27 protein-coding genes are annotated in these 24,895 nt (G+C 72.5%); 11 read left to right on the forward strand and 16 right to left on the reverse strand.

Going from position 1 to position 24,895, the window contains the following annotated elements; translation table 11 throughout:
* Window positions 1–40: 40 nt before the first annotated feature.
* Window positions 41–1,693 (reverse strand): WxL domain-containing protein, encoded by a 1,653-nt coding sequence (locus tag Cba03nite_RS21495; RefSeq protein WP_203749070.1) that lies wholly within the window; start codon window positions 1,691–1,693, stop codon window positions 41–43.
* Between the two features lie 211 nt (window positions 1,694–1,904).
* On the opposite strand from Cba03nite_RS21495, the gene Cba03nite_RS21500 reads away from it, so the two are divergent.
* Complete coding sequence (locus Cba03nite_RS21500) at window positions 1,905–2,588, forward strand: hypothetical protein (protein ID WP_203749073.1); 684 nt, start codon at window positions 1,905–1,907, stop codon at window positions 2,586–2,588.
* A 128-nt stretch (window positions 2,589–2,716) separates the two neighbouring features.
* Here Cba03nite_RS21500 and aroH read toward each other — a convergent pair whose 3' ends face one another.
* The 3 genes from aroH to Cba03nite_RS21515 form a co-directional block, all read right to left on the reverse strand.
* Complete coding sequence (aroH, locus tag Cba03nite_RS21505) at window positions 2,717–3,106, reverse strand: chorismate mutase (protein ID WP_203749076.1); 390 nt, start codon at window positions 3,104–3,106, stop codon at window positions 2,717–2,719.
* Window positions 3,107–3,202: 96 nt separating this feature from the next.
* A complete protein-coding gene (locus Cba03nite_RS21510; RefSeq protein WP_203749079.1) occupies window positions 3,203–4,588 on the reverse strand; it encodes an MFS transporter in 1,386 nt (461 codons plus the stop codon).
* A 76-nt stretch (window positions 4,589–4,664) separates the two neighbouring features.
* The gene (locus Cba03nite_RS21515) at window positions 4,665–5,168 is read right to left on the reverse strand and encodes a MarR family winged helix-turn-helix transcriptional regulator (protein WP_239125932.1); all 504 of its coding nucleotides are present in this window, start codon (window positions 5,166–5,168) and stop codon (window positions 4,665–4,667) included.
* A gap of 91 nt (window positions 5,169–5,259) precedes the next feature.
* Between Cba03nite_RS21515 and Cba03nite_RS21520 the strand changes: the two genes are divergently transcribed.
* Window positions 5,260–7,401: an MMPL family transporter gene (locus Cba03nite_RS21520; RefSeq protein WP_203749083.1), complete on the forward strand. Its 2,142-nt coding sequence runs from the start codon at window positions 5,260–5,262 to the stop codon at window positions 7,399–7,401.
* A 67-nt stretch (window positions 7,402–7,468) separates the two neighbouring features.
* On the opposite strand, the gene cydB is transcribed toward Cba03nite_RS21520, so the two are convergent.
* Window positions 7,469–8,491 (reverse strand): cytochrome d ubiquinol oxidase subunit II, encoded by a 1,023-nt coding sequence (gene cydB, locus Cba03nite_RS21525; RefSeq protein ID WP_203749086.1) that lies wholly within the window; start codon window positions 8,489–8,491, stop codon window positions 7,469–7,471.
* A gap of 10 nt (window positions 8,492–8,501) precedes the next feature.
* Window positions 8,502–9,911 (reverse strand): cytochrome ubiquinol oxidase subunit I, encoded by a 1,410-nt coding sequence (locus Cba03nite_RS21530; protein WP_203749088.1) that lies wholly within the window; start codon window positions 9,909–9,911, stop codon window positions 8,502–8,504.
* Between the two features lie 218 nt (window positions 9,912–10,129).
* Between Cba03nite_RS21530 and hisD the strand changes: the two genes are divergently transcribed.
* From hisD to Cba03nite_RS21545, 3 genes are read left to right on the forward strand one after another with little or no spacing between them, the layout of a single operon-like run.
* Window positions 10,130–11,476, forward strand: a complete 1,347-nt coding sequence (gene hisD, locus Cba03nite_RS21535; RefSeq protein WP_203749091.1) for a histidinol dehydrogenase — start codon at window positions 10,130–10,132, stop codon at window positions 11,474–11,476.
* A complete protein-coding gene (locus tag Cba03nite_RS21540; protein WP_203749094.1) occupies window positions 11,473–12,249 on the forward strand; it encodes an SDR family NAD(P)-dependent oxidoreductase in 777 nt (258 codons plus the stop codon). The genes hisD and Cba03nite_RS21540 overlap by 4 nt, the downstream gene beginning before the upstream one ends.
* Window positions 12,246–13,325 (forward strand): hypothetical protein, encoded by a 1,080-nt coding sequence (locus Cba03nite_RS21545; RefSeq protein ID WP_203749097.1) that lies wholly within the window; start codon window positions 12,246–12,248, stop codon window positions 13,323–13,325. The genes Cba03nite_RS21540 and Cba03nite_RS21545 overlap by 4 nt, the downstream gene beginning before the upstream one ends.
* Here the strand turns inward: Cba03nite_RS21545 and Cba03nite_RS21550 are convergent.
* Window positions 13,282–13,782 (reverse strand): SRPBCC family protein, encoded by a 501-nt coding sequence (locus Cba03nite_RS21550; RefSeq protein ID WP_203749100.1) that lies wholly within the window; start codon window positions 13,780–13,782, stop codon window positions 13,282–13,284. The two genes, Cba03nite_RS21545 and Cba03nite_RS21550, sit on opposite strands and share 44 nt — an antisense overlap.
* Window positions 13,779–14,123 carry an ArsR/SmtB family transcription factor gene (locus Cba03nite_RS21555; RefSeq protein WP_203749103.1) on the reverse strand — a complete coding sequence of 115 codons (345 nt, stop codon included), beginning with the start codon at window positions 14,121–14,123 and terminating at the stop codon, window positions 13,779–13,781. The genes Cba03nite_RS21550 and Cba03nite_RS21555 overlap by 4 nt, the downstream gene beginning before the upstream one ends.
* Before the next feature lie 126 nt (window positions 14,124–14,249).
* On the opposite strand from Cba03nite_RS21555, the gene Cba03nite_RS21560 reads away from it, so the two are divergent.
* Genes Cba03nite_RS21560 through Cba03nite_RS21570 form a run of 3 tightly spaced genes read left to right on the forward strand, consistent with a single transcriptional unit; the run spans window position 14,250 to window position 16,812 of the window.
* Window positions 14,250–15,047 (forward strand): SDR family NAD(P)-dependent oxidoreductase, encoded by a 798-nt coding sequence (locus Cba03nite_RS21560; protein WP_203749106.1) that lies wholly within the window; start codon window positions 14,250–14,252, stop codon window positions 15,045–15,047.
* Between the two features lie 11 nt (window positions 15,048–15,058).
* Window positions 15,059–15,217 carry a hypothetical protein gene (locus tag Cba03nite_RS21565; RefSeq protein ID WP_203749109.1) on the forward strand — a complete coding sequence of 53 codons (159 nt, stop codon included), beginning with the start codon at window positions 15,059–15,061 and terminating at the stop codon, window positions 15,215–15,217.
* Window positions 15,214–16,812, forward strand: a complete 1,599-nt coding sequence (locus Cba03nite_RS21570; protein WP_203749112.1) for a non-homologous end-joining DNA ligase LigD — start codon at window positions 15,214–15,216, stop codon at window positions 16,810–16,812. Before Cba03nite_RS21565 ends, Cba03nite_RS21570 begins: the two co-directional genes overlap by 4 nt.
* Here Cba03nite_RS21570 and Cba03nite_RS21575 read toward each other — a convergent pair.
* The 4 genes from Cba03nite_RS21575 to Cba03nite_RS21590 form a co-directional block, all read right to left on the reverse strand.
* On the reverse strand, window positions 16,809–17,396 hold the full coding sequence (locus Cba03nite_RS21575; protein WP_203749114.1) for a DUF3618 domain-containing protein: 588 nt from the start codon (window positions 17,394–17,396) through the stop codon (window positions 16,809–16,811). The two genes, Cba03nite_RS21570 and Cba03nite_RS21575, sit on opposite strands and share 4 nt — an antisense overlap.
* A complete protein-coding gene (locus tag Cba03nite_RS21580) occupies window positions 17,393–17,839 on the reverse strand; it encodes a phage holin family protein (protein ID WP_203749117.1) in 447 nt (148 codons plus the stop codon). The genes Cba03nite_RS21575 and Cba03nite_RS21580 overlap by 4 nt, the downstream gene beginning before the upstream one ends.
* On the reverse strand, window positions 17,836–18,579 hold the full coding sequence (locus Cba03nite_RS21585) for a Z-ring associated ZapG family protein (RefSeq protein ID WP_203749120.1): 744 nt from the start codon (window positions 18,577–18,579) through the stop codon (window positions 17,836–17,838). The genes Cba03nite_RS21580 and Cba03nite_RS21585 overlap by 4 nt, the downstream gene beginning before the upstream one ends.
* 270 nt (window positions 18,580–18,849) lie before the next feature.
* On the reverse strand, window positions 18,850–21,015 hold the full coding sequence (locus Cba03nite_RS21590) for a catalase (protein ID WP_239125933.1): 2,166 nt from the start codon (window positions 21,013–21,015) through the stop codon (window positions 18,850–18,852).
* A 141-nt stretch (window positions 21,016–21,156) separates the two neighbouring features.
* Between Cba03nite_RS21590 and Cba03nite_RS21595 the strand changes: the two genes are divergently transcribed.
* Window positions 21,157–21,918 carry an alpha/beta hydrolase gene (locus tag Cba03nite_RS21595; protein WP_203749124.1) on the forward strand — a complete coding sequence of 254 codons (762 nt, stop codon included), beginning with the start codon at window positions 21,157–21,159 and terminating at the stop codon, window positions 21,916–21,918.
* Window positions 21,919–21,931: 13 nt separating this feature from the next.
* Here the strand turns inward: Cba03nite_RS21595 and Cba03nite_RS21600 are convergent, their stop codons facing one another.
* Entirely contained in the window at window positions 21,932–22,366 is a 435-nt protein-coding gene (locus tag Cba03nite_RS21600) for a hypothetical protein (RefSeq protein WP_203749126.1), read from the reverse strand.
* Window positions 22,363–22,650, reverse strand: a complete 288-nt coding sequence (locus Cba03nite_RS21605; RefSeq protein ID WP_203749131.1) for a hypothetical protein — start codon at window positions 22,648–22,650, stop codon at window positions 22,363–22,365. The genes Cba03nite_RS21600 and Cba03nite_RS21605 overlap by 4 nt, the downstream gene beginning before the upstream one ends.
* Before the next feature lie 84 nt (window positions 22,651–22,734).
* Between Cba03nite_RS21605 and Cba03nite_RS21610 the strand changes: the two genes are divergently transcribed.
* Window positions 22,735–23,328, forward strand: coding sequence for a DUF4760 domain-containing protein (locus Cba03nite_RS21610; RefSeq protein ID WP_203749134.1), 594 nt, complete (start codon window positions 22,735–22,737; stop codon window positions 23,326–23,328).
* A 67-nt stretch (window positions 23,329–23,395) separates the two neighbouring features.
* On the opposite strand, the gene Cba03nite_RS21615 is transcribed toward Cba03nite_RS21610, so the two are convergent.
* On the reverse strand, window positions 23,396–23,659 hold the full coding sequence (locus Cba03nite_RS21615; RefSeq protein ID WP_203749137.1) for a hypothetical protein: 264 nt from the start codon (window positions 23,657–23,659) through the stop codon (window positions 23,396–23,398).
* A 92-nt stretch (window positions 23,660–23,751) separates the two neighbouring features.
* Between Cba03nite_RS21615 and Cba03nite_RS21620 the strand changes: the two genes are divergently transcribed.
* A complete protein-coding gene (locus Cba03nite_RS21620; protein WP_203749139.1) occupies window positions 23,752–24,264 on the forward strand; it encodes a hypothetical protein in 513 nt (170 codons plus the stop codon).
* A gap of 9 nt (window positions 24,265–24,273) precedes the next feature.
* Here Cba03nite_RS21620 and Cba03nite_RS21625 read toward each other — a convergent pair whose 3' ends face one another.
* Window positions 24,274–24,885, reverse strand: coding sequence for a TetR/AcrR family transcriptional regulator (locus Cba03nite_RS21625; RefSeq protein ID WP_203749141.1), 612 nt, complete (start codon window positions 24,883–24,885; stop codon window positions 24,274–24,276).
* Between the last annotated feature and the right edge of the window lie 10 nt (window positions 24,886–24,895).

The raw sequence follows: 24,895 nt of genomic DNA on the forward strand, positions 1-24,895 counted from the left end.
GCCGGTGGGGACGGATAGCGCCCGCCCCCACCGGTTCCGGTCAGCTCAGCGTGATCGTGAGCGTCGCGGAGTAGGAACCGGCCAGCTGGTTCGCCGGCACGGTCAGGGCGAGCGCCGCGGAGGCGTCGAAGCTGCCGCCGGTGCCCGCCGCGCCGGCCGGGGCCGAGCACAGCGTGGCGCCGTCCACCTGTCCCGCCGTGCCCGCGGCCGCGGTGACGGCGTTGGTGGCGCCGGCCGTCGCGGTGCAGGTGGGGGTCCAGGACAGGTTCGCCTTCGGGATGGTGCCGCCGGGGGTCCCGGTGAAGTCGGTGAGCGACCCGACCAGGCTCCAGCCGAAGGTGCTGCCGCGGAAGTCCGTCACCGTGATGACCGGCAGCGAGCCGGTGCTGGTGTGGACGGTGCCGTCGAGGGTGACCCCCGACAGCGTGATGTTGCTGCCTCCCGCGCGCGACATCGCCAGGTTCCCGGCGGTGATCGTCTGCGACAGGTTGTACGTCAGCGCGCAGGACCCGGTGGTGGCCGCGCCCGCCTTGGCGACGCAGGCGTCGGCCGAGGCCGTCCACGCCGCGACGGCGAACAGGGTGCCGGGCCCGATCCCCGACGACGCGCCGACGTAGGCGGTCGCGGGGTCGTTGACGGTGTAGGTGGTGCTGATCCCGCCCGCGGCCGAGGCCGTGACGCCGGCCGGGGCGTCCCCGGTCGGGTTCGGCGGCGGCGGTCCGGCCAGCGCCTGGTAGCCACGGATGGCCACGGTGCTGCCCGGGTTCCAGTTGGTGCCGGTCACCGCGACCGAGGTGCCCGCGCCGCCGCCACCGGGGTTGATGGCGATGGTCGGTGCGCCCAGGACGGTGATCGGCGCGAGGACGGTGTTGACGCCGTCGGAGACCGCGAGGCTGCGGACCCCGGTGGTGGCGTCGGCCGGCACGGTGATGGTGCCCGTGCCGGACCCGGTGCCGGTGGTGGAGCCCGTGCCGCTGCCCTGGCCCGTGCCCGCGCCCGCGGCGTCCTTGAGGGACGCGGTGAGCGTGGCGTCGGGCGCCAGCCCGGACACGCTGAACGAGACGACGTTCCCCGCTCGCGCGTGCGTGGTGACGGTCTGGCCGGACACCGCGGTCACGGTGGCCGACCCGTCGAACACGGTGAAGGACTCCACGATGGTGCTCGCCTGCGGGGCCGCCTTGTGGTCGCGGTCCCCGGCGTCGGAGCAGTACGTGGCCGCGGTGGCGTTGGCGAACTTCACCTGCGTCACCGTGGCCGTGGCCGCCCCTGCCGCCCCGGCCGTGAAGGTGCCCGTCGCCGTGATGGCGCCGAGCTTGACGTACGGGTTCTTCGCCGTGGCCGGGTACGGCGCCAGGTTCAGCGTGACCGTGCCCGACTGGGACCCGCCGAGGGCCACCGTGGCGATCACCGGAACGTCGCCGGCGGACAGCGGGGCGGGCCCGTTGTCCGGTCCGGTGGCGGCGGTGAGCGTGACCGTGACGGTCTGCCCCGGGGCCGGGGTCACCGGCGACAGGGTCAGCCCGAACGTGTCGTTCCAGGTGGTCGGCGAGGAGCCCGTACCGCTGTCGGTGAAGTAGAGCCGGCAGCCCAGCGAATTCGCTGTCGGCCCGTACGCCTGCGCCGGTGCTTGCACCAGACCCAGGGTCGCGACTACAGCGATGCTGCTGGTGACGACCGCCCACTTTCTCCGCATGGAACCTCCCTTCTCCCATCCGTTTCGCTAGACGAAACGATGTTCACTTCTGCGATACGTACATGAAGTCAGCGGGATCGGCGCTTGTCAACCGTCCGTCCGGCGAACGTTGCCGGACGATGCGAACACCCCTTGCGCCACCAGGCACCGGCGGCATAGCTTTCCATCAAACGAAACGGCGTTCCGATCCTCGAAACACCGGACGGTCATCATGATCTCGACTTTGCTGGCCCTGATCGCGCTGTGCATGCTGGCGCTCGCCGCGACGGCCGTGCGCCTGCGCCGCGCCGCGCCGCTCGGCGCCCCGCTCGTCGCAGTGATCTGCGCCGGGCTCGCCTACGACTGCGCCGCCATCGCGATCGGGCCGGCCTTCGGCTTCGGACCCGCGCTGCACGCCGTCAACGAGCCCCGCTACTGGATCCACGCGCTGCTCACGCCGCTGATGATCCTGGCCGTGATGGACGTGGCGGGCCGGGCGGGCGTCACCTCACTGACCCGCCGCCTGGTCCGGATCGGACTCGCCGCCCTCACCGCGGTGCTGGTCGCGCTCGGCGTCTCCGCCGACATCCTGCGGCTGCGCCTGGAGCCGGAGACGTACGCGGACACCCTGCGCTACGTCAACACCGCCACCGAGGGCCCACCGGTGCCCGCGATCGTCACGATTCTGGTCCTGATCGGCATCGGCGCCGCGCTCTGGCGCCGGGCTGGCATCGCCTGGCTCTGCCTCGGCTCGGTGACGATGTTCGTGGCGGCCGCCGCGGGCTTCGCCCACTTCTGGATCGGCAACCTGGGCGAACTCGTCCTCCAGTGCGGCATCGCCGCCACCCTCACGGCCGTCGCCACCCGCACCCCGGCCACCACCCCCGCGCCCCAACCGGCCCCGGAGACCGCGTAGCCCACGCGGCCCCCGTGATCGTCCGACTTGCCAGGCACCTGGGCGAAAGCGCGCTCAAGATACGCCCACCTGCCAGGCAAGTCGGATGATCTAGGCGGCCTGGCCGCGGACGTCACGCCGCGCCGGGGTCAGCTCGGGTCGTCGGCCTTGGCGTAGACGTGGGTGAGGTCGCGGCGCAGCGCGGCGGCGCCGTGGAGGTAGACGTGGGTGATGCCGTCGCGGGGCAGGTCGGTCTCCACGTGGGCCATCAGGCGGATCACGCGCGGCATCGCGCCCTTGATGTCCAGCTCCTGGGCGCAGATCAGCGGCACGTCGGCCATCCCCATGAGGCGCGCGGCGTACGCCGGGAACTCCGAGTGGATGTCCGGCGTCGCCGTGAAGATCGCGCTGATGAAGTCCTCATCGGCGAGGTCGTTGGCGTGCAGGACCGCCTTGACCAGCTCGGCGACCCGCTCCAGCAGGTGCTCGCGCTCGTCGACCTCAAGCTGGGTGGCACCGCGTACGGCACGGATCGGCACCCGATCAGTGTAAGCCGAAGCCCGGACCCGGCACGGCTGGGGCACGATCAAGCTCGCGCCATGCGCCAGGACGGCATGACGCGAGCTTGACGAGGCTCAGGCCGCGGCCCCGGAGCCTTCACTCAGGGCCGCCGCGGCGTCGGCGTCGTAGGTGCGCCAGGCGGCCAGCACCACCAGGCTGCCGATCACCAGGGGCGCGATGACGACGGCGTACGCCCAGCGCAGCGAACCCGTGGCGTCCGACGCCTCGCCGATCAGCCACGGACCCAGCGCCCCGCCGAGGGTGATCAGGCCCTGCAGCACCGCGAACCCGAGGCCGCGCCGGGCGGCGGGCACCACGTCGGCGTTGGCCGCGGTCAGGTTGGCGATCGCGCCCGCGAAGCCGACGTTGGCCAGCCCGAAGCACACCACCTGCGGCACGAACGGCCCGATCGACACGGCTCCGGCCAGCGCCGCCGTGCCCGCCAGCAGCGACCAGCCGCCGAACGCCACCCGCCACCCGGCCCGCCTGCCGTGCCGGCGGTCGCCGAACCAGCTGCCCACGCCGATGCCGGCGAGGATTCCGACCAGGCCCGCTCCCCCGCCGACGGCCGCCGCGGCGGCCTCGTCCAGGCCGTACTCCCGCTGGTAGAACGACGGCATCCAGAAGAACAGGCCGCCCAGCCCGAAGAACAGGATGCTGAGTCCGATGACGACCGAACGCAGCGTGCTGATCCGCCACAGCTCCCGCACCTGCGCGGTGATCGACGCCTGCGCGGGCGCGGTCTCGGGCACCGCAGCGGAAGCCGAGGCGGCCGCCTCCGTGCCCGCGTACCAGGTGCTGAGCCGGTCGCCGATGCCGCGCACCGGCTCGCGCACGGTCAGCATCAGCGCCGCGATGATCACGCCGGGCACGGCGATGAGGAAGAACCCGGTGCGCCAGCCCACAGCCTCGGCCAGCGCGCCGCCCGCGATGACGCCGATGGGCAGCCCGGCGAAGTACGCGGCGCGCTCCAGCCCGTACGCGCGGGCGCGGCTCGGGCCCGGGTAGAGGTCGCCGAGCAGGCTGGACGCGGGCGGGTTGTAGAGCTGCCCGGCCGCGCCGAGCAGCACCCGCACCCCGAACAGCACCGCGTACGACCCGGCCAGGCCGGTGCCGACGGTGAGCAGCGCCCAGACCGCGACGACGGCGGAGACGGTCCAGGTGCGCCGCCCGGTGTCGGCCAGCCGCCCGGCGGGCAGCAGCAGGAGCACCGCGGCGATGGCGCCCGCGGTGGCGATGGCACCGGCCGCGCCGTCGTCGAAGCCGAACTCGCGCTGGATGGCGGGCAGCGCCCCGGCGAGCAGGTTGTACTCGATCCGGTCGACGAGTGCGACCAGCGCGATGGCCAGCGCGGGCCACCACCCGAACGGCGCGGCCCGGCCGCGGCGCACCCGCACCGGCGGCCGTCCCTCGTACGCGGTGATCTCGCGGGTCTCCTCGCTGACGGTATCGACCGCCATGGCGCACCTCCGGGGGTAGGGCGCCATCGTAGATTCTGGAAACAGCGTTTCGCTACAGGAACCAGCCGCGGAACGGTCAGGGCCGCTCGACGGCGTCCCGGCGCGCGGCCTCGCGCTCGGCGACGACCGCGCCGGTCATCCGGCGGATCACCTCGGCCGCGATCAGCAGGTCCTCGGTGGACAGATCCGCGACCGCCTCGGCCATCCGCCGCCCGAGCGGCTGAAAGAACCCGCGGGCCATCTCCAGCGCGGTCGGCCGCATGGCGAGGGTGACGCGGCGGCGGTCGCGCGGGTCCCGGGTGCGCTCGACGTGCCCGGCCGCCTCCAGCCGGTCAATGAGCGAGGTGGTGGCCGGGGCGCCCAGGCCGAGCTTGCCCGCCAGCTCCCCGGCGGTCAGCGGGCGGTCGGCCTCGGCGGTGACGGCGATCCACATGATCGCGTTGAGGTCGCTGCGCCCCAGGCCGTGGGAGCGGGCGAAGGCGTCGACGAACACGTCGTTCTCCACCGTGTTGGTCTGCAGCGCCCGCCTGACCTGGTCCAGCGCCTCCGTCCGGCGCGGAGGGCCCCCTCGCGTCTCCATGGCGCTGATCATATATCATTTCGATCGTCGAACCTTTCGACAATCGAACCACTGCGGGCACCGCCCGCCTCACGTCAGGAGTCGCCCCACCATGGGTGAGCGTTTCGCCTCGTGGATCACGAGCCGGATCGGCGCGGCCGTTGTGCTGCTGTCGACCGTGGCCCTGTCCGCGCTGGTGTTCCTCGGCAGCCCGGACCAGCCCGCGGCCGGGCCCGTCACCGGCCTGCCCGAGGGCAGGCAGTCCACCCGCGTCACCGAACTGCGGGACCGTTTCCCCGGCGGGCGCGCCGAGTCGGCGCTGGTCGTCTTCGAACGCGCCGACGCGCCGCTCGGCGACGCCGATCGCACCGCGATCGAGACCGCACAGCGCACGGCGGCGGCGGTCACGCACGTCGGCGACGTGCCCCCGGCCCGGTTCAGCGACGACGGCCGCGCCGCCCTGCTGCCGGTGCCGTTCGACGCCGGGCTGGACGCCCCCACCCGCAACGCGACCGTCGACGAGCTGCGCGCCGCGCTGCGCGGCACCGGGTCCGCGCTGCCGGACGGGCTGACCGCGCAGGTCACCGGCGGGGCCGCGTTCGGCCGGGACATCTCGGCGGCGTTCGAGGGCGCCGACGTGACGCTGCTGGCCGCCACCGCGATCGTGGTCGCGCTGCTGCTGCTGGTCACGTATCGCAGCCCGTTCCTGTGGATCGTCCCGCTGGCCGTGATCGGCCTCGGCGACCAGGTCACCGCCAAGCTGCTGCCCTGGCTGGGGCAGCTGATCGGCGAGCCGACCGACGCGTCCATCGCCGGCATCGTCTCGGTGCTCGTGTTCGGCGCCGGCACCGACTATGCGCTGCTGCTCATCTCCCGCTACCGCGAGGAGCTGCGGCGTACGCCCGACCGCCGGGCCGCGCTGGCCGCCGCCGTACGCGCCGCGGGACCTGCCATCGTCGGCAGCGCGGGCACCGTGATCCTGGCACTGCTCACCCTGCTCACGGCGGTGCTCACCAGCAACCGCACGCTGGGGCTCGCCGCCGCGGCCGGCGTCGCGGTGGCGCTGGTGTTCGGCCTGGTCGTGCTCCCGGCGGCGCTGGCGTTCCTGCCGCGTGGAGCGTTCTGGCCGCTGGTGCCCACGGTCGGCAGCGCCGACAGCAGCGCCACCGGCATCTGGGCGCGGGTCGCCGGGATCGTCGGACGCCACCCGCGCCTGGTGCTGGCCGGTGCCACGCTCGTGCTCGCCGCGCTGTCGGCTGGCCTGCTCACCACGAAGATCGGCCTGTCGCAGACCGAGCAGTTCCGCACCGAGGTCGAATCCGTGCAGGCGCAGGACGTCCTGGCGGCCCACTTCCCCGCCGGGTCGTCCCAGCCGCTGACAGTCGTCGCGAATGCCGCGGCGGCCGACGCGGTCACCGCGACGGTACGCACCACCTCGGGCGTCGCGGCGGTCGGCAAGCCCGAGATCTCCACGGACGGCGCGCTCGTACAGCTGACCGCGCAGCTCGACCACGAGTCCGGCACCCCGGACGCGGACCGCACCGTCACCGCCCTGCGGGACGGGCTGGCGGCGCTGGACGGCGCCGAGGCGCTCGTCGGCGGGCAGCCCGCGGCCGACCTCGACCAGCGCGAGGCCAACGCCCGCGACAACGCGGTGGTCGCGCCGCTGGTCCTGGGCGTCGTGCTGCTGGTGCTCATCGTGCTGCTGCGCTCGGTCGTGGCGCCGCTGCTCCTGCTGGTCACGGTCGTGGTCAGCTTCGCGGCCAGCCTGGGGGCGGCGAGCCTGGTCTTCGCCGCGCTCGACATCCCGGCGCTCGCGTCGAGCGTGCCGCTGCTGGCGTTCCTGTTCCTCGTCGCGCTCGGTGTGGACTACAACATCTTCCTGGTCAGCCGGGCCCGCGAGGAGGCTGCATTGCGCGGCGACACCCGCGCCGGGATGCTGCGGGCGCTGTCGGCCACCGGCGGCGTGATCACCTCGGCCGGGGTGCTGCTCGCGGCGGTGTTCACCGTGCTGGGCGTGCTGCCGGTGATCGTGCTGACCCAGCTGGGCATCATCGTCGGCGTCGGTGTGCTGCTGGACACGTTGCTGGTGCGCACCCTCGTGGTGCCCGCGCTGGCGATGCTGCTCGGCGAGCGTTTCTGGTGGCCGTCCAGGCCATCCGGTCGCGGTCCCGTGAACGCGCCGCGGGAGCCGGTCGCCGCCCTGCTGCGGGAGGCCGACCAGCATCCGGCGAAGGCGACCGCCGGACACTGATGCAGCGCTGCGCCTTTGCTCTGCACACAAATACGCGACGGTTGCGTATTTGTGTGCAGAGCAAAGCTCACTCCGGGATGTGCTGGGTGCCGATGCGCTTGCGGAAGACCCAGTAGGTCCAGCCCTGATACAGCACCACGATCGGCGCGAAGACCACCGCCACCCAGGACATGATCTTCAGGGTGTACGGCGTCGACGACGCGTTCTCCACGGTCAGGCTGTTGACCGCGGCGTCCACCGTGGACGGCAGCACGTTCGGGTAGAGCCCCGCGAACAGCGACGCCACCGCGAGCGCGATCGCCAGCGCGGTGCCCGCGAACGCCCAGCCCTCGCGGCGCCCCTCGGCGTCGGTGCGCGACGGCAGCCGGTTGGCCACCAGCGCCCCGGCCAGGCACAGCACCGCCAGCGCCGACAGCACCAGCGCGGCCGGGGTGGACCGGTGCGCCAGGGTCAGCCCGAGGAACAGCACCGCCAGCACCGCAGCCACCAGCCCGAACCGCTCGGCGAGCCGGTTGGCGCGGGTCCGGATGTCCCCGGCCGTCTTCAGCGCGAGGAAGATCGCCCCGTGGGTGAGGAACAGCGCCGTCGTGGTCAGCCCGCCCAGCAGCGCGTACGGGCTCAGCAGGTCGAACAGCCCGCCGGTGAAGTTGTGCCCGGCGTCCAGCGGCACCCCGCGCACGATGTTGGCGAAGGCCACGCCCCAGATGAACGCGGGCACCGCCGAGCCGAACACGATCGCCGCGTCCCAGCGCCGCCGCCAGGCCGCCTCCGGGCGCTTGCCCCGGTAGTCGAACGCGACGCCGCGCAGGATCAGCGCCAGCAGGATCAGCAGCAGGGGCAGGTAGAACCCGGAGAACAGGGTCGCGTACCACTCGGGGAACGCCGCGAACATCGCCCCGCCCGCGGTGATCAGCCACACCTCGTTGCCGTCCCACAGCGGCCCGATGGTGTTGATGACCACCCGCCGCTCGCGGTCGTCCCGGCCCAGCACCGGCACCAGCATGCCGACGCCGAAGTCGAACCCCTCCAGCACGAAGTACCCGACGAAAAGGCCTGCGATCAGCAGGAACCACAGGGTCGACAGCTCCATGTCACGCCTCCTAGTACGCGAACGCCAGCGGGCGGTCTTCGTCGGACTCGGCTTCCTTCTCCACCGGCGGGCTCACGTCCGGCAGCCCGGCGCGGGCGTACTTGAGCAGCAGCCGCACCTCGATCACCGCGAGCACGCCGTAGAGCAGGGTGAACACCGCCAGGGAGGTGACCAGGTAGCCGACGCTGACGTTGGGCGAGTTGGCGGCGGCCGTCTTCATCTCGCCGAAGACCACCCACGGCTGGCGGCCCATCTCGGTGAAGATCCAGCCGGTGGAGTTGGCGACCAGCGGCAGCAGGGGCAGCAGCGGCAGCGACCGCACCAGCCAGCGCGAGGTGGGGGTACGCCCACGCCGGGTGGCCCAGAGGATCCACAGCGCGAGCAGCGCGGCGGCGGCGCCGAGGCCGATCATGAGCCGGAACGTCCAGTAGGTGAGCGGGATGTTCGGCTTGTACTCGCCGGGGCCGTACTTCTGCTCGTACTCGTGCTGGAGGTCGTTGATGCCCTCGACGCGGCCGTCGAAGCTGCCCGTGCCGAGGAACGACAGCAGGCCGGGGATCTCCACCGACCACACCGGACGGCTGCCGTCCAGCGTGCCGACGGTGAACACGGAGAACGGGGCGGGCTGCTCGGACTCGTAGAGGGCCTCGGCGGCGGCCATCTTCATCGGCTGCACCTCGGTCATGATCTTGCCCTGGATGTCGCCGGTGAGCAGCATCGCGCCCATCGCGACCAGGGTGGTCCACGCGCCGATCTTCGCCGCGCTGCGGAACGCGGCGGTGTCGGTGCCCGCGCGCCGGACCAGGTGCCACACCGCGACGGCGGCGACCAGGCCGCCCGCGACCAGGAAGCAGCCGGCGATGGTGTGCGGCACGGTGATCAGCGCGACCTTGTTGGTCAGCACGGCCACGATGTCGGTCAGCTCGGCCCGGCCGGTGGCCTGGTCGATGCGGTAGCCGACCGGGTTCTGCATCCACGAGTTCGCGGCGAGGATGAAGTACGCGCTGAGCACGGTGCCCACCGCCACGATCCAGATGCAGGCGAGGTGGATCTTCTTCGGCAGCTTCTCCCAGCCGAAGATCCAGAGGCCGAGGAACGTGGATTCCAGGAAGAAGGCGACGAGCGCCTCCATGGCCAGCGGCGCGCCGAACACGTCGCCGACGAAGCGCGAGTACTCGCTCCAGTTCATGCCGAACTGGAACTCCTGCACGATGCCCGTGACCAGGCCCATCGCGAAGTTGATGAGGAACAGCTTGCCGAAGAACTTCGTCAGCTTGAGCCACTTCTCGTCGCCGGTGCGCACCCACGCGGTCTGGAACGCGGCGACCAGCCACACCAGACCGATGGTCAGCGGCACGAAGAGGAAGTGGTAGACGGTGGTGATGCCGAACTGCCAGCGGGCCAGCTCAATCGCATCCATGCCCGGACTCCTGCCTGTGCGAGGCTACTGGCGTCAGGGTGCTCCCTGGAAAAAGCCTGAACGACGGCGTATGCCACGAATGGGACCTGGGTCACGGGCATAGATCACTGGAACCGTCCGGGCGTTTCCCACGACGCCATGCTATGGAAACCGCGTTTCCATCTTGCTAGCCTGACCGGACGCGCAACCTGCAGCGCCCTGACGGAGAGCGAGCCGTGATGCACCGAAAGCTCAAGGCCCCTGCGGAGAGTCCGGCGCGCGGCGCCGACCCCGAGGTGCGGGCCACCGTGACGGCGATCATCGACGACGTGCGGGCCCGCGGCGACGACGCGGTCCGCGAGCTGTCGGCGCGCTTCGACGGCTGGTCACCCGAGCGGTTCCGGCTCGGCCCGGACGAGGTCGAGGCGATCGTGGCGACCGTGCCCGCGCAGGTGCTCGACGACATCCGCACGGTGCAGGCCAACGTACGCCGCTTCGCCGAGCACCAGCGGGCTTCGCTGCGCGACTTCGAGGTCGAGACCGAGCCCGGCGTGCTGCTCGGCCAGCGCAACATCCCGGTCGCGGCGGCGGGCGCGTACGTGCCGGGCGGCCGCTACCCGCTGGTCGCGTCGGCGCACATGACCATCGTCACCGCGAAGACCGCCGGGGTGCCCCGGGTCGCCGCGTGCACGCCGCCGATCCGCGGGCAGGTGCCCGCCGCGACCGTGGCCGCCATGCACCTGGCCGGTGCCGACGAGATCTACCTGCTCGGCGGGGTGCAGGCGGTGGCGGCGCTGGCCCTGGGCACGGCGGGCATCCCGGCCGTGGACATCCTCACCGGGCCGGGCAACGCGTACGTCGCCGAGGCCAAGCGGCAGCTGTTCGGCGAGGTCGGCATCGACCTGCTCGCCGGGCCGACCGAGATCCTGGTCATCGCCGACGCGTACGCCGACCCGTTCGTGGTCGCGGTGGACCTGCTCAGCCAGGCCGAGCACGGCCCCGACTCCCCCGCCGTCCTGATCACCACCTCGGCGGACCTGGGGCGGCAGGTGCTCGACCACGTCGCCCGGATCCTGCCCGGCATGCCGACCCGCGACTACGCCGCACCGGCCTGGCGCGACCACGGGCAGGTCATCGTCGTGGACGACCTGGACGCGGCGTACGCGCTGGCCGACGAGTTCGCGTTCGAGCACGTGCAGGTGCTGACCCGGCAGCCGCGCGAGGCGCTGGAGCGGATGCGCGACTACGGCGCGCTGTTCCTCGGCGAGGGCACCTGCGTGTCGTACGGCGACAAGGTCATCGGCACCAACCACACGCTGCCGACCCGGCGCGGCGCGCGGTACACGGGCGGGCTGTGGGTGGGCCGCTACCTCAAGACCGTCACCTACCAGGAGGTCGTCGACCCGGCGGCCAGCGTGGCGCTGGGGCGGCTGTGCGGCCGGGCCAGCCGGGTCGAGCTGTTCGAGGGCCACGCCCGCTCCGGCGACGTGCGCGCGGCCAAGTACGCGGGCGACCCGCTGCCGTGGGCGGACGCACCCGCCGAGGCGGCGCCGCCCGCGCAGGTCACGGCCGAGGTAGCCCCGTGACCGCCGATCGGGTGGCCGGGCGCACCGCGCTGGTGACCGGGGCGGGCAACGGCCTGGGCCGGGCGATCGCCCACGCGCTGTCGGCGGCCGGCGTCCGGGTGATCCTGGCCGGGCGCACCGCCGCGAAGCTGGAGCAGGTGGCGGGCGAGCTGCGGGACGCGCCCGCCGGGGTCCGCACGGCCGTCTGCGACACGGCGCAGCCCGGCGCGGTGGACGCGCTGCGGAGGGATTTGTCCGATGAGGATGTGTCCATCCTGGTCAACAACGCGGGCATCGCCGGGCCGGTGCGTGAGCTGGTGGACGTCGAGCCGGACGAGTGGGACGAGGTGTTCGCGGTCAACGTGCGCGGGGTGTACCTGATGTGCCGCGCCTTCCTGCCCGCGATGATCGCCCACCGCGCCGGAGACGTGATCAACGTCGCGTCGGTGAGCGGCAAGCGGCCGCTGGCCCGGCGCACGCCGTACACCGCCTCGAAGATGGCCGTGCTGGGCCTGACCCTCACCCTCGCACACGAGGTCGGCGAGCACGGCGTGCTGGTCAACTGCCTGTCGCCGGGGCCGGTGGCCGGGCCGCGCATGGAACGCAACTTCCGCCTGGAGGCCGAGCGCACCGGGATGACCTACGCCGAGGCCGAGCAGGCGTTCGTTTCGCGGGCGGCGTTGCAGCGCATGGTGACCGAGGAGGAGGTCGGCGCGGCTGCGCTGGCGATTCTGCGCATGCCCGGAATGACGGGCGCCGACATCGATCTGTCCGGTGGCATGATCGGACGGTGACCTGGGGAGGGACCGCAGTGAACGGAAACGGCTGGCGCGCGGAGCGGGTCCTCGCGGGCGGCATCGCCGCGGGCCTGGTCATGACGGCGCTGATCGGGGTGAGCGGCTGGTGGCTGGCCCGCCCGGACTTCCTGCCCGACACCGGCCCGTCCTGGTACGTATGGCAGCTGCCCGAGCGATCCACCCTCATCATGGCCGGAGTGTGGGGCCTGTACGCCCTGCACCAGGTCGGCTTCTGGGCGCTCATCTGGTACGGCCGGCGGCGGGTCGGCACGTACACCAAGGGCCTGCACCGGGTGAACATGTGGGCGCTGGCCTTCAACGGCGTGTTCGTGCTGCTCCACTTCGCCCAGACGCAGCTGTGGTACGACGCGCTCGCCCAGGACGTGTCGATCTGGTCGTCGCAGTTCTCGGTGATCATCCTGCTGGTCTGGGTGCTGCTGATGGAGAGCGACCGGCGCGGGCTGTTCTTCGGGCGCACCGTGCCCACGCCCGGCGGCGCGGGGGTCCGCGCGTGGGCGCGCAAGTACCACGGCTACTACTTCGCCTGGGCCGCGGTCTACACGTTCTGGTACCACCCGATGGAGACCACCTCCGGGCACCTGGTCGGCTTCCTGTACATGTTCCTGATCCTGCTGCAGGGCAGCCTGTTCCTGACCCGGGCGCACGTGAACCGGTGGTGGACGGTGACGCTGGAGCTGGCGGTGCTGTTCCACGGCGCGATCGTGGCGCTGAACAGCCCGAAGCAGCTGTGGTTCCAGTTCGGCTGGGGTTTCGCCACCATCTTCGTGATCACGCAGATGCACGGGCTGGGCCTGCACCGCTGGGCGAAGTGGCTGATCGGCTCGGCCTATGTCGTTTCGGCCGGTGTCGTCGTCTCGCTGATCGGCCCGCACAAGCTCGCCGAGCTGCCCCGCGTGCCCGCCGCCGAGTACGCCGGCGTCTTCGTCCTGGCGGCCCTGTTCGCCCTCGGCCTCCGGGTCGCCCGCCGCCTCCGCCCCACCCCGGTCGGGGCGGGGCCGAAGGCGGAGGTCAGCGGGGCTGTGCCAGGTATGGGGCCAGCCGGTCGAGGGTGAAGCTCCAGCCGTGCAAGATGCCGAGGTCCAGCCAGCCCTTGACGTCCTCGTCGGTGAAGTGCTCGGGGAAGTCGACCCGCAGGCTCATCTCGGTCACGCCGGCGTCCGCCACGAAGTCGAGGGTGACCAGCGGTGAGTCCTCCAGCCGGGCCGGATCGAGCGCGGGCCAGCCGTCCACCGCGCCCCAGGCGAACACCAGCCGCCGTCCGGGGACGATCTCGCGGAAGACGCCGCCGGTGACGTACGCCTTCTGCTCGTTCTCGATCATGTGCAGCCGCCATTGGCCACCCACCCGCAGGTCGATGGTGGTCGGCAGGGTCGACGGGGGCGCCGTCGGGTTGGCGAACCAGCCCGTCAGCTGGTCGGGCTCCGTCCAAGCCCGGTAGACGGTTTCCGGCGGCGCCTCCAGGCGGCGTACCACGGTGAAGGTGCGCAGGGTTCCGGTGTGGGTGGTCATCGCTGCTCCTCGGGTTCGGTCGGCAACATGGTCTTGAGGTGCTCGGCAAGGCGGTCCAGGCGCTCGGTGAAGAAGGTCCGGTAGGGCGCCATCCAGTCGTCGACCTCGCGCAGCGGCGCCGGTTCCAGCCGGCACGGCCGCCACTGCGCGTCGCGTCCCTTCACCACGAGCCCGGCCCGCTCCAGCACCTTCAGGTGCCGGGAGATTGCGGGCAGGCTCATCGCGTGCGGCGCCGCGAGCTCGTTCACGGTGGCGTCGCCCTGCGCGAGCCGGGCCAGGATGGCCCGCCGGGTCGGGTCGGCCAGCGCCGCGAACGTCACGCTCAGCTGATCCTCGATCATGCGCTTAGCCGATCTGTTAATTAGCGGATGTGTTAAATAAACCATCCAGGCGGGCGCGCGTCAACACCTCCCCCGGTTTCCGCGTCCCCACCAGCGGGTACGACCTCGCGACACCTAGGGGGAGACATGTCTGAGCTTGCAGAACGTCCGCTGGCCGCCGTCACCGGCGCGTCCAGCGGCATCGGCCTCGCGCTGGCCCGGCAGTTCGCGCAGCACGGCTACGACCTGGTGCTCGTGGCCGACGACCCGGCCATCACGACGGCCGCGGCGCAGCTGCGCGACGGCGGCACCACGGTGCGCGCCGCCCAGCTCGATCTGACCTCGTACGACGCCGTCGAGCAGTTCTACGACCTGATCACGGACGAGGGACGGCCGCTGGACGCGCTCGCCGTCAACGCGGGCGTCGGGGTGGGCGGCGCGTTCGTCGACAACGACCTGGCCGCCGAGCTGCGGCTGATCGAGCTGAACGTGGCCTCCGCCGTCCACCTGGCCCATCGCGCGCTGGCGGACATGGCGCGGCAGGGCCACGGGCGGGTGCTGTTCACGTCCTCGATCGCCGCGACCATGCCCGGCCCGTACTTCGCCACGTACGCCGCGTCCAAGGCGTTCCTCTACTCCTTCGCCGAGGCGCTGCGGGCGGAGGTGGAGGACAGCGGCGTGCACGTGACGGCGCTGCTGCCGGGCCCGACGGACACCCCGTTCTTCGAGCGGGCGGGCATGCAGGACACCAAGGTCGCCACCGGGCCCAAGGACGACCCGGACGACGTGGCACGGGAGGCGTACGAGGCGCTCATGGCCGGGGATGACCAGGTGGTGGCGGGCTCGTTCCGCAACCGGCTGCAGACCAAGGCCGCCCGGGTGCTGCCCGAGAAGGTCAAGGCGCACCTGCACGGCCGCCAGACCGAACCCGGCTCCGGGAAGTGAGGAGCAGCCGCATGGACAGCGTCGCCACCCGCAGCCGCCCCTGGCTGGCCCTGTACGACGCGAGCCGGGCCACCCTCGCCTCGCGCCTGTCGTTCACCGGCCGCGCCCGGCGACCACGCCGGCTGCCCCGGCCGCGCCGGCCGCACCAGCAGCACCACGGTGGCCGATGACGGACCGGCTCACGGCGTACCGGCGGAAACGGGACTTCGAGCGCACGCCGGAGCCGGCCGGGCAGGCCGGTACGGCGGCGGGAGACGGTTCCCGCGCCTTCGTGGTGCAGCGTCACCGCGCCCGCCGCACCCACTACGACTTCCGGCTGGAGATCGACGGGGTGCTGGTCAGCTGGGCCGTGCCGAAGGGGCCGACGCTGGATCCGGAGGTACGCCGGATCGCGGTCCACGTCGAGGACCACCCGCTGGAGTACTTCGACTTCGAGGGCGTCATCCCCGCGGGCCAGTACGGCGCCGGAGACGTGATCGTCTGGGACGCGGGCACGTGGCAGCCCGGCCCCGGCAAGGGCGGCGAGACCGATCCGGGCCGCGCGGTGCGCGCGGGCGAGCTGCATCTGGACCTGTTCGGGCAGAAGCTGCGCGGCAGGTTCGTGCTGGTGCGCACGGGCGCGGCGGGCTCGGCCAAGGAGGACTGGCTGCTGCTGCACAAGCACGACGAGTTCGCGGTGCCCGGCTGGAGCGCCGAGGAGCACCCGCAGTCGGTGCTGTCCGGCCGGACCAACGACGAGGTCAAGGCGGACCCGGACCGGTTGTGGCGCTCCGGCGCGCCGGCCGCGCGGGCCGCCGTGACGCTGCGGGCCCGCGAGGTGCAGCCCGACGAGCTGGCCGCACTGGACGCGCTGCCCGCGGGCGGCGGCCGGTGGCACGTGTTCGGCCGTGACCTGCGGGTCACCAACCTCGACAAGATCCTGTTCCCGGGCCGCCCCGGCGAGGACCCGGTGAGCAAGCGCGAACTGTTGCGATACACCGCGCAGATCGCGCCGACCGCCCTGCCGTACCTGCTCCGGCGCGCGCTGAACCTGCACCGCTACCCCAACGGCGCGCAGGGCAAGGGCTTCTGGCACAAGCAGCTGCCCGAGCACGCGCCCCCGTGGCTGCCGCGCTGGGACAACCCCGACGCCGATCCGGGCGAGACGACCACGTACCTGGTCGTGGACGAGCCCGCCGCGCTGCTGTGGGCGGCGAACTTCGGCGCGCTCGAATGGCACCCGTGGACGTCCTGCGTCGAGCACCCGCAGCTGCCGACGTACGCGCTGGTCGACCTGGACCCCGGCGAGCGCACCAGCTGGGAGGAGATCCTCGTGCTGGCGCGGCTGCACCGCACCGCGTTCGAGCACCTGGGGATCACGGCGCGGGCCAAGGTGACCGGCCGCCGCGGCATCCAGATCTGGGTCCCGATCGCCCCCGGCCCGGACTTCGACGACACGCGCGCCTGGGTGGAGCGGCTCTCGCGCACGGTGGGCGCGGTCGTGCCGGAGCTGGTCAGCTGGAAGTGGCAGAAGGCCCAGCGGGGCGGGCTGGCCCGGCTCGACTACACGCAGAACGCGATCAACAAGACGCTGGTCGGGCCGTACAGTCCCCGCCCCGCGCCGGGCGCGCCCGTGTCGGCGCCGATCACGTGGGACGAGCTGGACGATCCGGAGCTGCGCCCCGACGGCTTCACCATCCGCACCATGCCGCAGCGCCTGGCCGAGCACGGCGACCTGTTCCGCGCCGTGCTCGGCCAGCCGCAGCAACTGCCCGCCCTGAGCTAGAGGGCGCCGCCACTCTGCGGCGTCGTGCCGGTCTCCGCTCGTACGGTCGAGGCCGCGTCGCCCGCGCTGGCCTTCACCGACTCGACCGCCTGCTGCACCGGCTCGCGCAGGTGCTCCTTGACCTCGCCGGCCACCTCCGTGGCCTTCCCCTTGATGTCCTCGGCGTGCTCGGACAGGGTGTCCTTGAGCTGGCCCGCGATGCGCTGCTCGGGCTCGCTCGCCGGGATCAGCGCGGAGATCAGCACCCCCGTGCCGAACGCGATGAGCCCCGCCGCCAGCGGGCTGCCCTGGGTCTGTGACAGCACCTTCTGCTGCGCGGCGCCCGCCGCGTCGCCGACCGAACCGGCCGCGGCCGACGCGCGTTCGGCCAGCGCCGACGCCGGGCCGCTGCTCGCCTCGACCGGGTGCTGCACGGTGCCCATGATCTTCTCGCGGACCGAGCGCGCGGCACCGCGCATGCGGTCCACCCGCCGGCCCACGACCCGGGACGGGCTGACCCGGTCGGTCAGCGCGTCCACGTCGGTGCGCAGGTCCTCACGGGTGCGCTCGATGTCGCGGCGGATCTGATCCGTGTCGGTGCTCATGGTGTCTTCCTCTCCTCCTCCGGATGCCCGCGCAGCGCGGACGGCATCTGCTTGACCGACTCCGCCGTCTGCGGCATCGGCCGCAGCTCGCGCAGCCGCGCCCGGCCGGTCGTGTACAGCACGGCCGCGGCGATGCCCCACAGGACGGCGACCAGCACGGCCGCCCAGCCCGGGTCCATCACGGCCGACAGCAGCCGCCACAACGCCAGCGAGACGAACAGCAGCATCAGGTTCGCCGCGACCGCGGCGCCGCCGAACATGCCGGCGGCCTTGCCGGCCTTGGCCGTCTCCTGGCGCAGCTCCGCCCTGGCCAGTTCGAGCTCCTGCCGCATCAGCGTGGACAGGTCGGTGCTGATCTCGCCCAGCAGCTCGCCGATCGACTGCTGCGACGTCCCGCCCCCGCCGTCGGGGGTCAGGTCCGTACGCAGCGGTTCGGTCCTCATCGCGGCACCTCGCTCTCCCGCTCGTAGCGGCCCGCGCCGCCCGAGTACGCGAGCTCGTCCGGCGTCACGTGACCCGTGGTGGCGCCCAGCCCGGTGCCGGTGCCCGGCATGCCGGTGCGTGCGTCGGCGACCGGCACGGCCGGTGCGGGCAGGTGCACGTCGCGGTGCCCGTCGCCGCCCGCCGCGACGATGCCGCGGGTCAGCCGGCCCACGACCAGGCCCGCCGCGAGCGCACCGAGCAGGAACGTGCCCGGGTGCCGGCGTGCGTAGTCGCGTACCTCGTCGAGCAGCTGGCCCGGCTCGCGGTGCTCCAGCCAGTCCGCGGCGCGGTGGGCCCTGCTGGAGACCTCCTGCATCAGTTCGCCGGCCATCCGGTCGGATCCGTTGCCGGTGCGCATCGACGACAGATCGTCGGCGAGCGTACGCAGCCCCGATGCCACACGTTCCTGCTGCGTGGCAGCCTGCCCGCGCAGCTCGTCGGTGGCCGAGCCGGCCAGGTTGCGCATCTGGCTGCCGGTCTCCTGAGCGACGTGCTTAGCCTGCTCCGTCGCCGTCTTGGCGACGTCCTTGGCCTGCTCGCCGGTGCTCGTCGGGGCACCGGTGGTGTGCGGGTCGTACGAGCCGGTCGTCATCGCGGGCTCGTCCGCGAAGGGCGGCTGCGCGGTGAAGCCGGTCGTACCCTCGTCTATGCCGCTGCCGGGCCGGCCGGGGTCGGTCGTGCCCTGGTAATGCTGGGTCATCGTGTTCCCCCTCCACACGGTGGAAGCGATCGCCGATCAGCTCCGATCAAGGCCCTGGTACGGCTCGCGACGCTCCTCCCAATTCGCCCCACGTTCCCCGACAGTGGCCGCCGAAACCCTGTTTCCGCTGGTGATAGTGGTTTTTTGGCGTTTGTGGCCGCCCGGTGGCGGCGCTGGAGGCGACCAAGGAGGCCCTCGGCGAGAGCAGCTAGTGCCGGGCAGCAGGCACCCCGCCCACGCGGACGCGGGCGGGGTGCCGGTTTGGGGCGCTCAGGCGGCGATGCCGGCGACCGGGCGGTCGTAGTGGCGGTGGGCGATGATCGCGTCCTGGACCTCGGTGAAGAAGCCGGCGTCGGGCGCGGCGTCCGGGGCCAGGAACACCACGCCGTCCAGCGCGGCCGCCATCGGCTTGCTGGGCACGTCCCCGGTCCGGTCGGAGACCTCGTACACCGGCAGCCGGGCCGCCTGGACCAGCCGGTCGCCGACGCCGAGCACGATGAGCGGCTTGGCGTGCTTGTAGGCCTCGGCCACGAAGTGCACCGCCACGCCGTCCGCGACCAGCAGGTCGGCCGCCGCGTCGCCGCCGCCGACCGCGACCGCGTCGTACAGCACCGACGCGACCGTGTTCATGGCCTTGTCCACCGGCAGCGTGCCGCCGGAGGCGGTGGTCACCGCGCCGTCGACCGGGCCGAGCACGTCCACCACGGCCTGCCCGGCCAGCAACCGCTCGCGCAGGGCCGCGACGCCGGTCTCGTCGACGCCGTCGGCGACCAGGATCGCGACCTTGCGGCCGCGTACGCCCGTGCTGCCCGGCATGCTGGTCTGGCTCAGCGCGGGCGAGATGCGCCCGTGGTTGGGCCGGCCCGGCTCCGGGGCCGCCACACCGATGCCGGCGGCGACGGTGACGGCCAGCGTGTGGTCGATCTGGTTGAGGTGCTCGACCATGCGCTCGCGGATGTGCATCGGCGCGACCTTGCCCAGCTCGAACTGGTACGCCGCGGCGATGTGCTCCTTCTCCCAGGCGCTCATGCTGTTCCAGAACAGGGTGGCCTGGCTGTAGTGGTCGGCGAAGGTCTCCGAGCGCTTGCGGCTCTTGTGCCCGTCGACCTGCTCGCGGAAGTGCACGTAGGTGTTCTGGTCGGGCGCGGTCAGGCCCGCGCCGGGCACGAACGGGCAGCCGCCGCCCAGCGAGTTGGGGTGGTAGTTGGCCTGCCCGAGCGGGATGTCGTCCTGGTGGAAGCCGTCCTGCTGGTGGTTGCGCACCGGCGCGACCGGCCGGTTGATCGGGATCTGCGGGAAGTTCGGCCCGCCCAGCCGGGTCAGCTGCGTGTCCAGGTACGAGAACAGCCGGGCATGCAGCAGCGGATCGTCGGTGAAGTCGATGCCCGGCACCACGTTGCCGATGCAGAACGCGACCTGCTCGGTCTCGGCGAAGAAGTTGTCCGGATTCCGGTCGAGCACCATGCGCCCCACGGGCGTGATCGGCACGGCCTCCTCCGGGACGATCTTCGTGGAGTCGAGCAGGTCGATCTCGTCGAAGGCGAACTCGTCGCTCTCGGCGATCAGCTGCAGGCCCAGCTCGTACTCCGGGAACACGCCGCCCTCGATGGACTCCCACAGGTCGCGGCGGTTGAAGTCCGGGTCCTTGCCGGAGATCTTCTGCGCCTCGTCCCACACCAGCGAGTGCACCCCGGCCACCGGCGTCCAGTGGAACTTCACGAACGTGGACCGTCCCTCGGCGTTGACCAGCCGGAACGTATGCACCCCGAAGCCCTGCATGGTGCGGTAGCTGCGCGGGATGGCCCGGTCCGACATCAGCCAGATCAGGTGGTGCATGGTCTCCGGCTGCAGCGTCACGAAGTCCCAGAACGTGTCGTGCGCGGAGGCGGCCTGCGGCATCTCGTGGTGCGGCTCGGGCTTGAGCGCGTGCACCAGGTCGGGGAACTTGATCCCGTCCTGGATGAAGAAGACCGGCATGTTGTTGCCGACCAGGTCGAAGTTGCCCTGCGCGGTGTAGAACTTGGTGGCGAAGCCGCGCACGTCGCGCGGGGTGTCGGTGGACCCGCGCGAGCCCTGCACCGTGGAGAAGCGCACGAACACCGGCGTACGCGTGTCCGGGTCGGTCAGGAACGGCGCCACCGTGTACTGCGCCAGCGCGGCGTCGTACGGCTGGAAGTAGCCGTGCGCCGCGGAGCCTCGCGCGTGCACCACCCGCTCGGGTATGCGCTCGTGGTCGAAACGCATGATCTTCTCGCGCAGGTGGAAGTCCTCCAGCAGGCTCGGGCCACGCGGCCCGGCCCGCAGCGTGTTGTCGGTGTCGTCGACGCCGATGCCCTGGTCGGTGGTCAGCGCCGTGCCGGTCTTGTCGACCCGCGCCAGGTCCAGCTGCAACTGCTTGTCGTCCAGTTCGATGTCGAGGTCCTCGTCGGTGCTCATGTCTCTCTCCCCCGCTGTGCGCACGGCCGTGCCCTGGGGAGCGGCACCGCGCTGGGCCGCCGCCCCGCCCGTCGTACCCACCCTGGCCAGGCCAAACACCTGGCCCTTGGCGCGGCGGCGGTTTCCTGCCAGGATCTGCGCATGTCAGACGGGCAGCACGACCCCTTGTCGCATGACGGCTCCGCCGAGATCGGCGTGCTCGTCTGCCACGGTTTCACCGGTTCGCCGCGCAGCATGCGCCCGTGGGCGCAGCACCTGATCGAGCAGGGCTGGACGGTGCGGCTGCCGCTGCTGCCCGGCCACGGCACCACCTGGCAGGAGGCCAACACCACCACCTGGCAGGACTGGTACGGCTGCGTCGACGCCGCCTTCGCCGAGCTGCGCGGGCGCTGCGAGCGCGTGTTCGTGGTGGGCCTGTCCATGGGCGGGGCGCTGACGCTGCGCCTGGCCGAGCAGCACGGCTCCGCGGTCTCGGGCATCGTGCTGGTCAACCCGATCGTGGCGATGCTGCAGGCGCAGACCCGGCTGCTGCCGGTGCTGTCGCGCTTCGTGGCCTCGATGCCCGCGATCGGCAACGACATCGCCCTGCCGGGCGTGCAGGAGGGGGCGTACGAGCGCACCCCGCTGCGCGCGGCGGCGTCGCTGCGCAGCTTCCTGCGCCTGGTCCGGGCCGACCTGCCGAAGGTGGACCAGCCGCTGCGGCTGTTCCACAGCACGCAGGACCACGTGGTCGAGCCGGAGAACAGCGCGATCATCCTGCGCGAGGTGAACAGCACCGACGTCGCCGAGATCGTGCTGGCCGACAGCTACCACGTGGCGACCCTCGACTACGACGCCGAACGGATCTTCACCGGCAGCGTCGAGTTCATCAAGCAGGTGGGCGAGCAGGCCGCGGCCCGCTGAACCGTCCGGCCGGTCAGCCGGACCAGGGCTTCTCCAGCAGGATCGTCGGCACCCCGCCGTAGATCCGGGTGTAGCGCGACGGGTCGTCGGTGAGGACGTACGCCTCCGCCCGCACGGCGAGCATCGTCACGTCCGAATCGGTGACGTCGTGCAGCGCGTGCGGGCCGGGACGGGTCAGCTCGAGGAACCGGCCGAGGGAGGCCCAGTCCCCGGTCGAGGTGACGGTGACGCAGCCGGCGTGCGACTGCAGCAGCTGGACGAGAGCCGGGTCGGCGCCCTGCGCCAGCGCCTCGGCCAGGCACGCCGTCGGCACGGCGAAGCACTCGCCCTCGTCCTGGATGTCGCCGATGATCTGCCCGACGGTCTCGTTGCCGCCGAACGCGCTGATCGCGGAGGCGTCCAGGATGAGCCGGAGCGGCGGCTGCCCGCCGGCCGGGTCGTCGCTCACGCCGTCCAGCCCATCCGGCGGCGCAGCTCATCGGTCGTGTCGCGGTGCTCGTCGGCGTGCCGGGCGGCGGCGTCGAGCTGCTCCCGGGACCACCGCTTCGCGCGCTCGCGGGCACGGTCGGACACCGGGTGGCCGTGGATGCGCTCGTACGCCGAGGCCTCCTGCTCGCGCAGCCGCTCGCGCCGGACCAGCCTGGTGACCGTCGCGGAGGCGTTCTCACTGGAGGCGAGGTATTCCAGCACGTCAGGCGGCAGGTAGAAGCTCTTCGTCCGGTTCTCGGCCATGCCCAATAGAATACGCGTCATTCTCTGTTAGGACTAGCCACCTGCGCTTACGGCAGGTTGCTCACGCTCCGTACGCTCAGCGTCGTGATTTCCGACTTTGTCGATGTCGCGGCCGCCTTCATCTCGATGGTCGCCGTCGTGCTGACCGCCTTGTTCGCGGTACGCCAGCTGCGCTCGGCGCAGACGGCCAACCACACGATCGTCGCGATCGAGCTGCTGACCCGGGTCCGCTCCGGCGACGAGTTCCAGGAGGCAGAGGACTATGTGATCAACCAGCTGGCCAAGGCGTATCCCGAGCCCGACGTCAGCGTCGGCGACCTGCCGCCCGAAGTCCGGCGCCTGGTCAGCCGTGTGGCGCTGTACTACAACGGTCTCGGCCAGATGCTCGCCTTCGCCGCGGTCGACCCGAGGCTGCTGATGAGCACGGTCAGCTTCCGTTCCCGGCAGGCGTGGCGCGTGCTCGAGCCCTACATCCTGGCCGAGCGTGCCCGCCGCGGTGAGACTTACCTGTCCCACTTCGAGCATCTCGTCCACACCGCCGCCCACAACCCGTGGGACACCGCCGTGCGCAAGCTGAAGCTACGCCGCTTCGCGAGCTACCCGGCCGCGCTCGGCCTGGCGGACCGGCCGAAGCAGGCGGCCCAGCCACGCGAGGAGGACCCCCGGCCTGCCGGCTGAATCGCCCGGCCTCGACCCCGATCCCCGCTCCCGCCACACGGTCCTTCACCGCGTGGCGGGAGCTTGCTCACGCATTGGTCCGGTAGCCGTCCAGAGCGGACAGCCGCTCCTCGCGCCGTCCCAGCAGCTCGTCGGCGTAGGCGCGCGGCTCCGCGCCGGCGAACAGCGCGTGGCGGTGCAGCCCCGGGGCGTCGCCCAGGGCGTGGTCGAGGCTCGCCAGACGGGCGACCTCCAGCTGGTAGGAGCCTAGCTCCGCCAGGATCTCTGCACTGATGTGCTGGTCAGCGTCGGTAATAGGGTCATGAGAGCAACCGCCGGAGCCCACTGCCACGCTCAGTCATCATGCGGACAAATGCCATGAAGATCGCGTGCCGGGCAGCAGGCGCGCCGCCCGCTGTCGGTGGTGCGCCCTACCCTGGCGCCGTGGGATACGCCGTGTGGCCCTCGGGGCGCCTGCACCTGCCAGAGTCGGAGGACGGCGCGGCGGTGGCCGCCGTGCTGGCGGACTGGGCGGCGCGCGGCCGCCCGCTGGAGCCGGAGACGGCCGACCCGACCCTGGCCGACATCGTATGGGCGGCGGCCGGCGCGCTCACTCGCGACGGCGACTGGATCGAGTTCGCCTTCGACGAGGAGGGCGATCCGAAGTGGTCGGACTCGGCCACCGCCTTCTATGTGGCCATCGCGCCGTTCGTGCGCAAGGGGACCGTCCACTTCGACGGCGAGGACGGCTCTCATTGGTCCTACACCTACACCGACGGCGGCATCACGCAGCACGGCTGGAACGGCTGGGACGCCTCCGTCGAGCCCTTCGGCGAGGCCCAGGACGGGCCGGTCGAGCCCGACCCGCCCAGCAGCCTGACCGGGCCGCTGCTGCGGCTGCTCGCCGGAGCGGCCGTGGTCGCCGGAGCAGCGATGCTGGTGGCGAAGCTCTTCTGAGCCGACGGCTCAGGAGGTGGGCGGCAGCACCGTGTCCAGGGTGGCGGCCCACTGGCGCAGCACCCGCGCGCGCCGGGCGGTGTCGTCGCGCAGCAGCTCGCCCAGGCCCAGGCCACGGGCCAGGTCCAGGGTCGCCTGCACCGTCTCGCGTGCGCCAGGCGTCTCCTCGTCGACGCGCAGCAGCTCGACGGCCATCCGGTGCGCGGTGCGGCCCAGCTCCGCCTCCAGCGGCCGGACCTTGTCCCGCAGCGCCTCGTCGACCGCGGCGGCGGTCCACACGTGCAGCGCGGCCCGGAACACCGGCCCGCGGTAGAGGCCGACCAGCACGGACAGCACCTGCTCGGTGCGGCGCGGGCCGCTGCGCAGCCCGGCGGCGACCGACTCGATCTCGGCGGCGCGGACCTCGGTCATGTACTCGATGAGCCCGGTGACCAGGTCCTCGCGGGTCGGGAAGTGGTGCTGGGCGGCGCCGCGGGACACCCCGGCCCGCTCGGCCACCACCGCGACCGTCGTGCCGGACCACCCCAGCTCCGCCATGCAGCGCACCGACGCCTCCAGCAGCCGCCGGCGGGTGGCACGGCTGCGGTCCTGGCGGGGCTCGCGTACGGGGGTGGTCGGCACGGCGATCACG

This window comes from Catellatospora bangladeshensis, from assembly GCF_016862575.1.
GTDB lineage: Bacteria > Actinomycetota > Actinomycetes > Mycobacteriales > Micromonosporaceae > Catellatospora > Catellatospora bangladeshensis.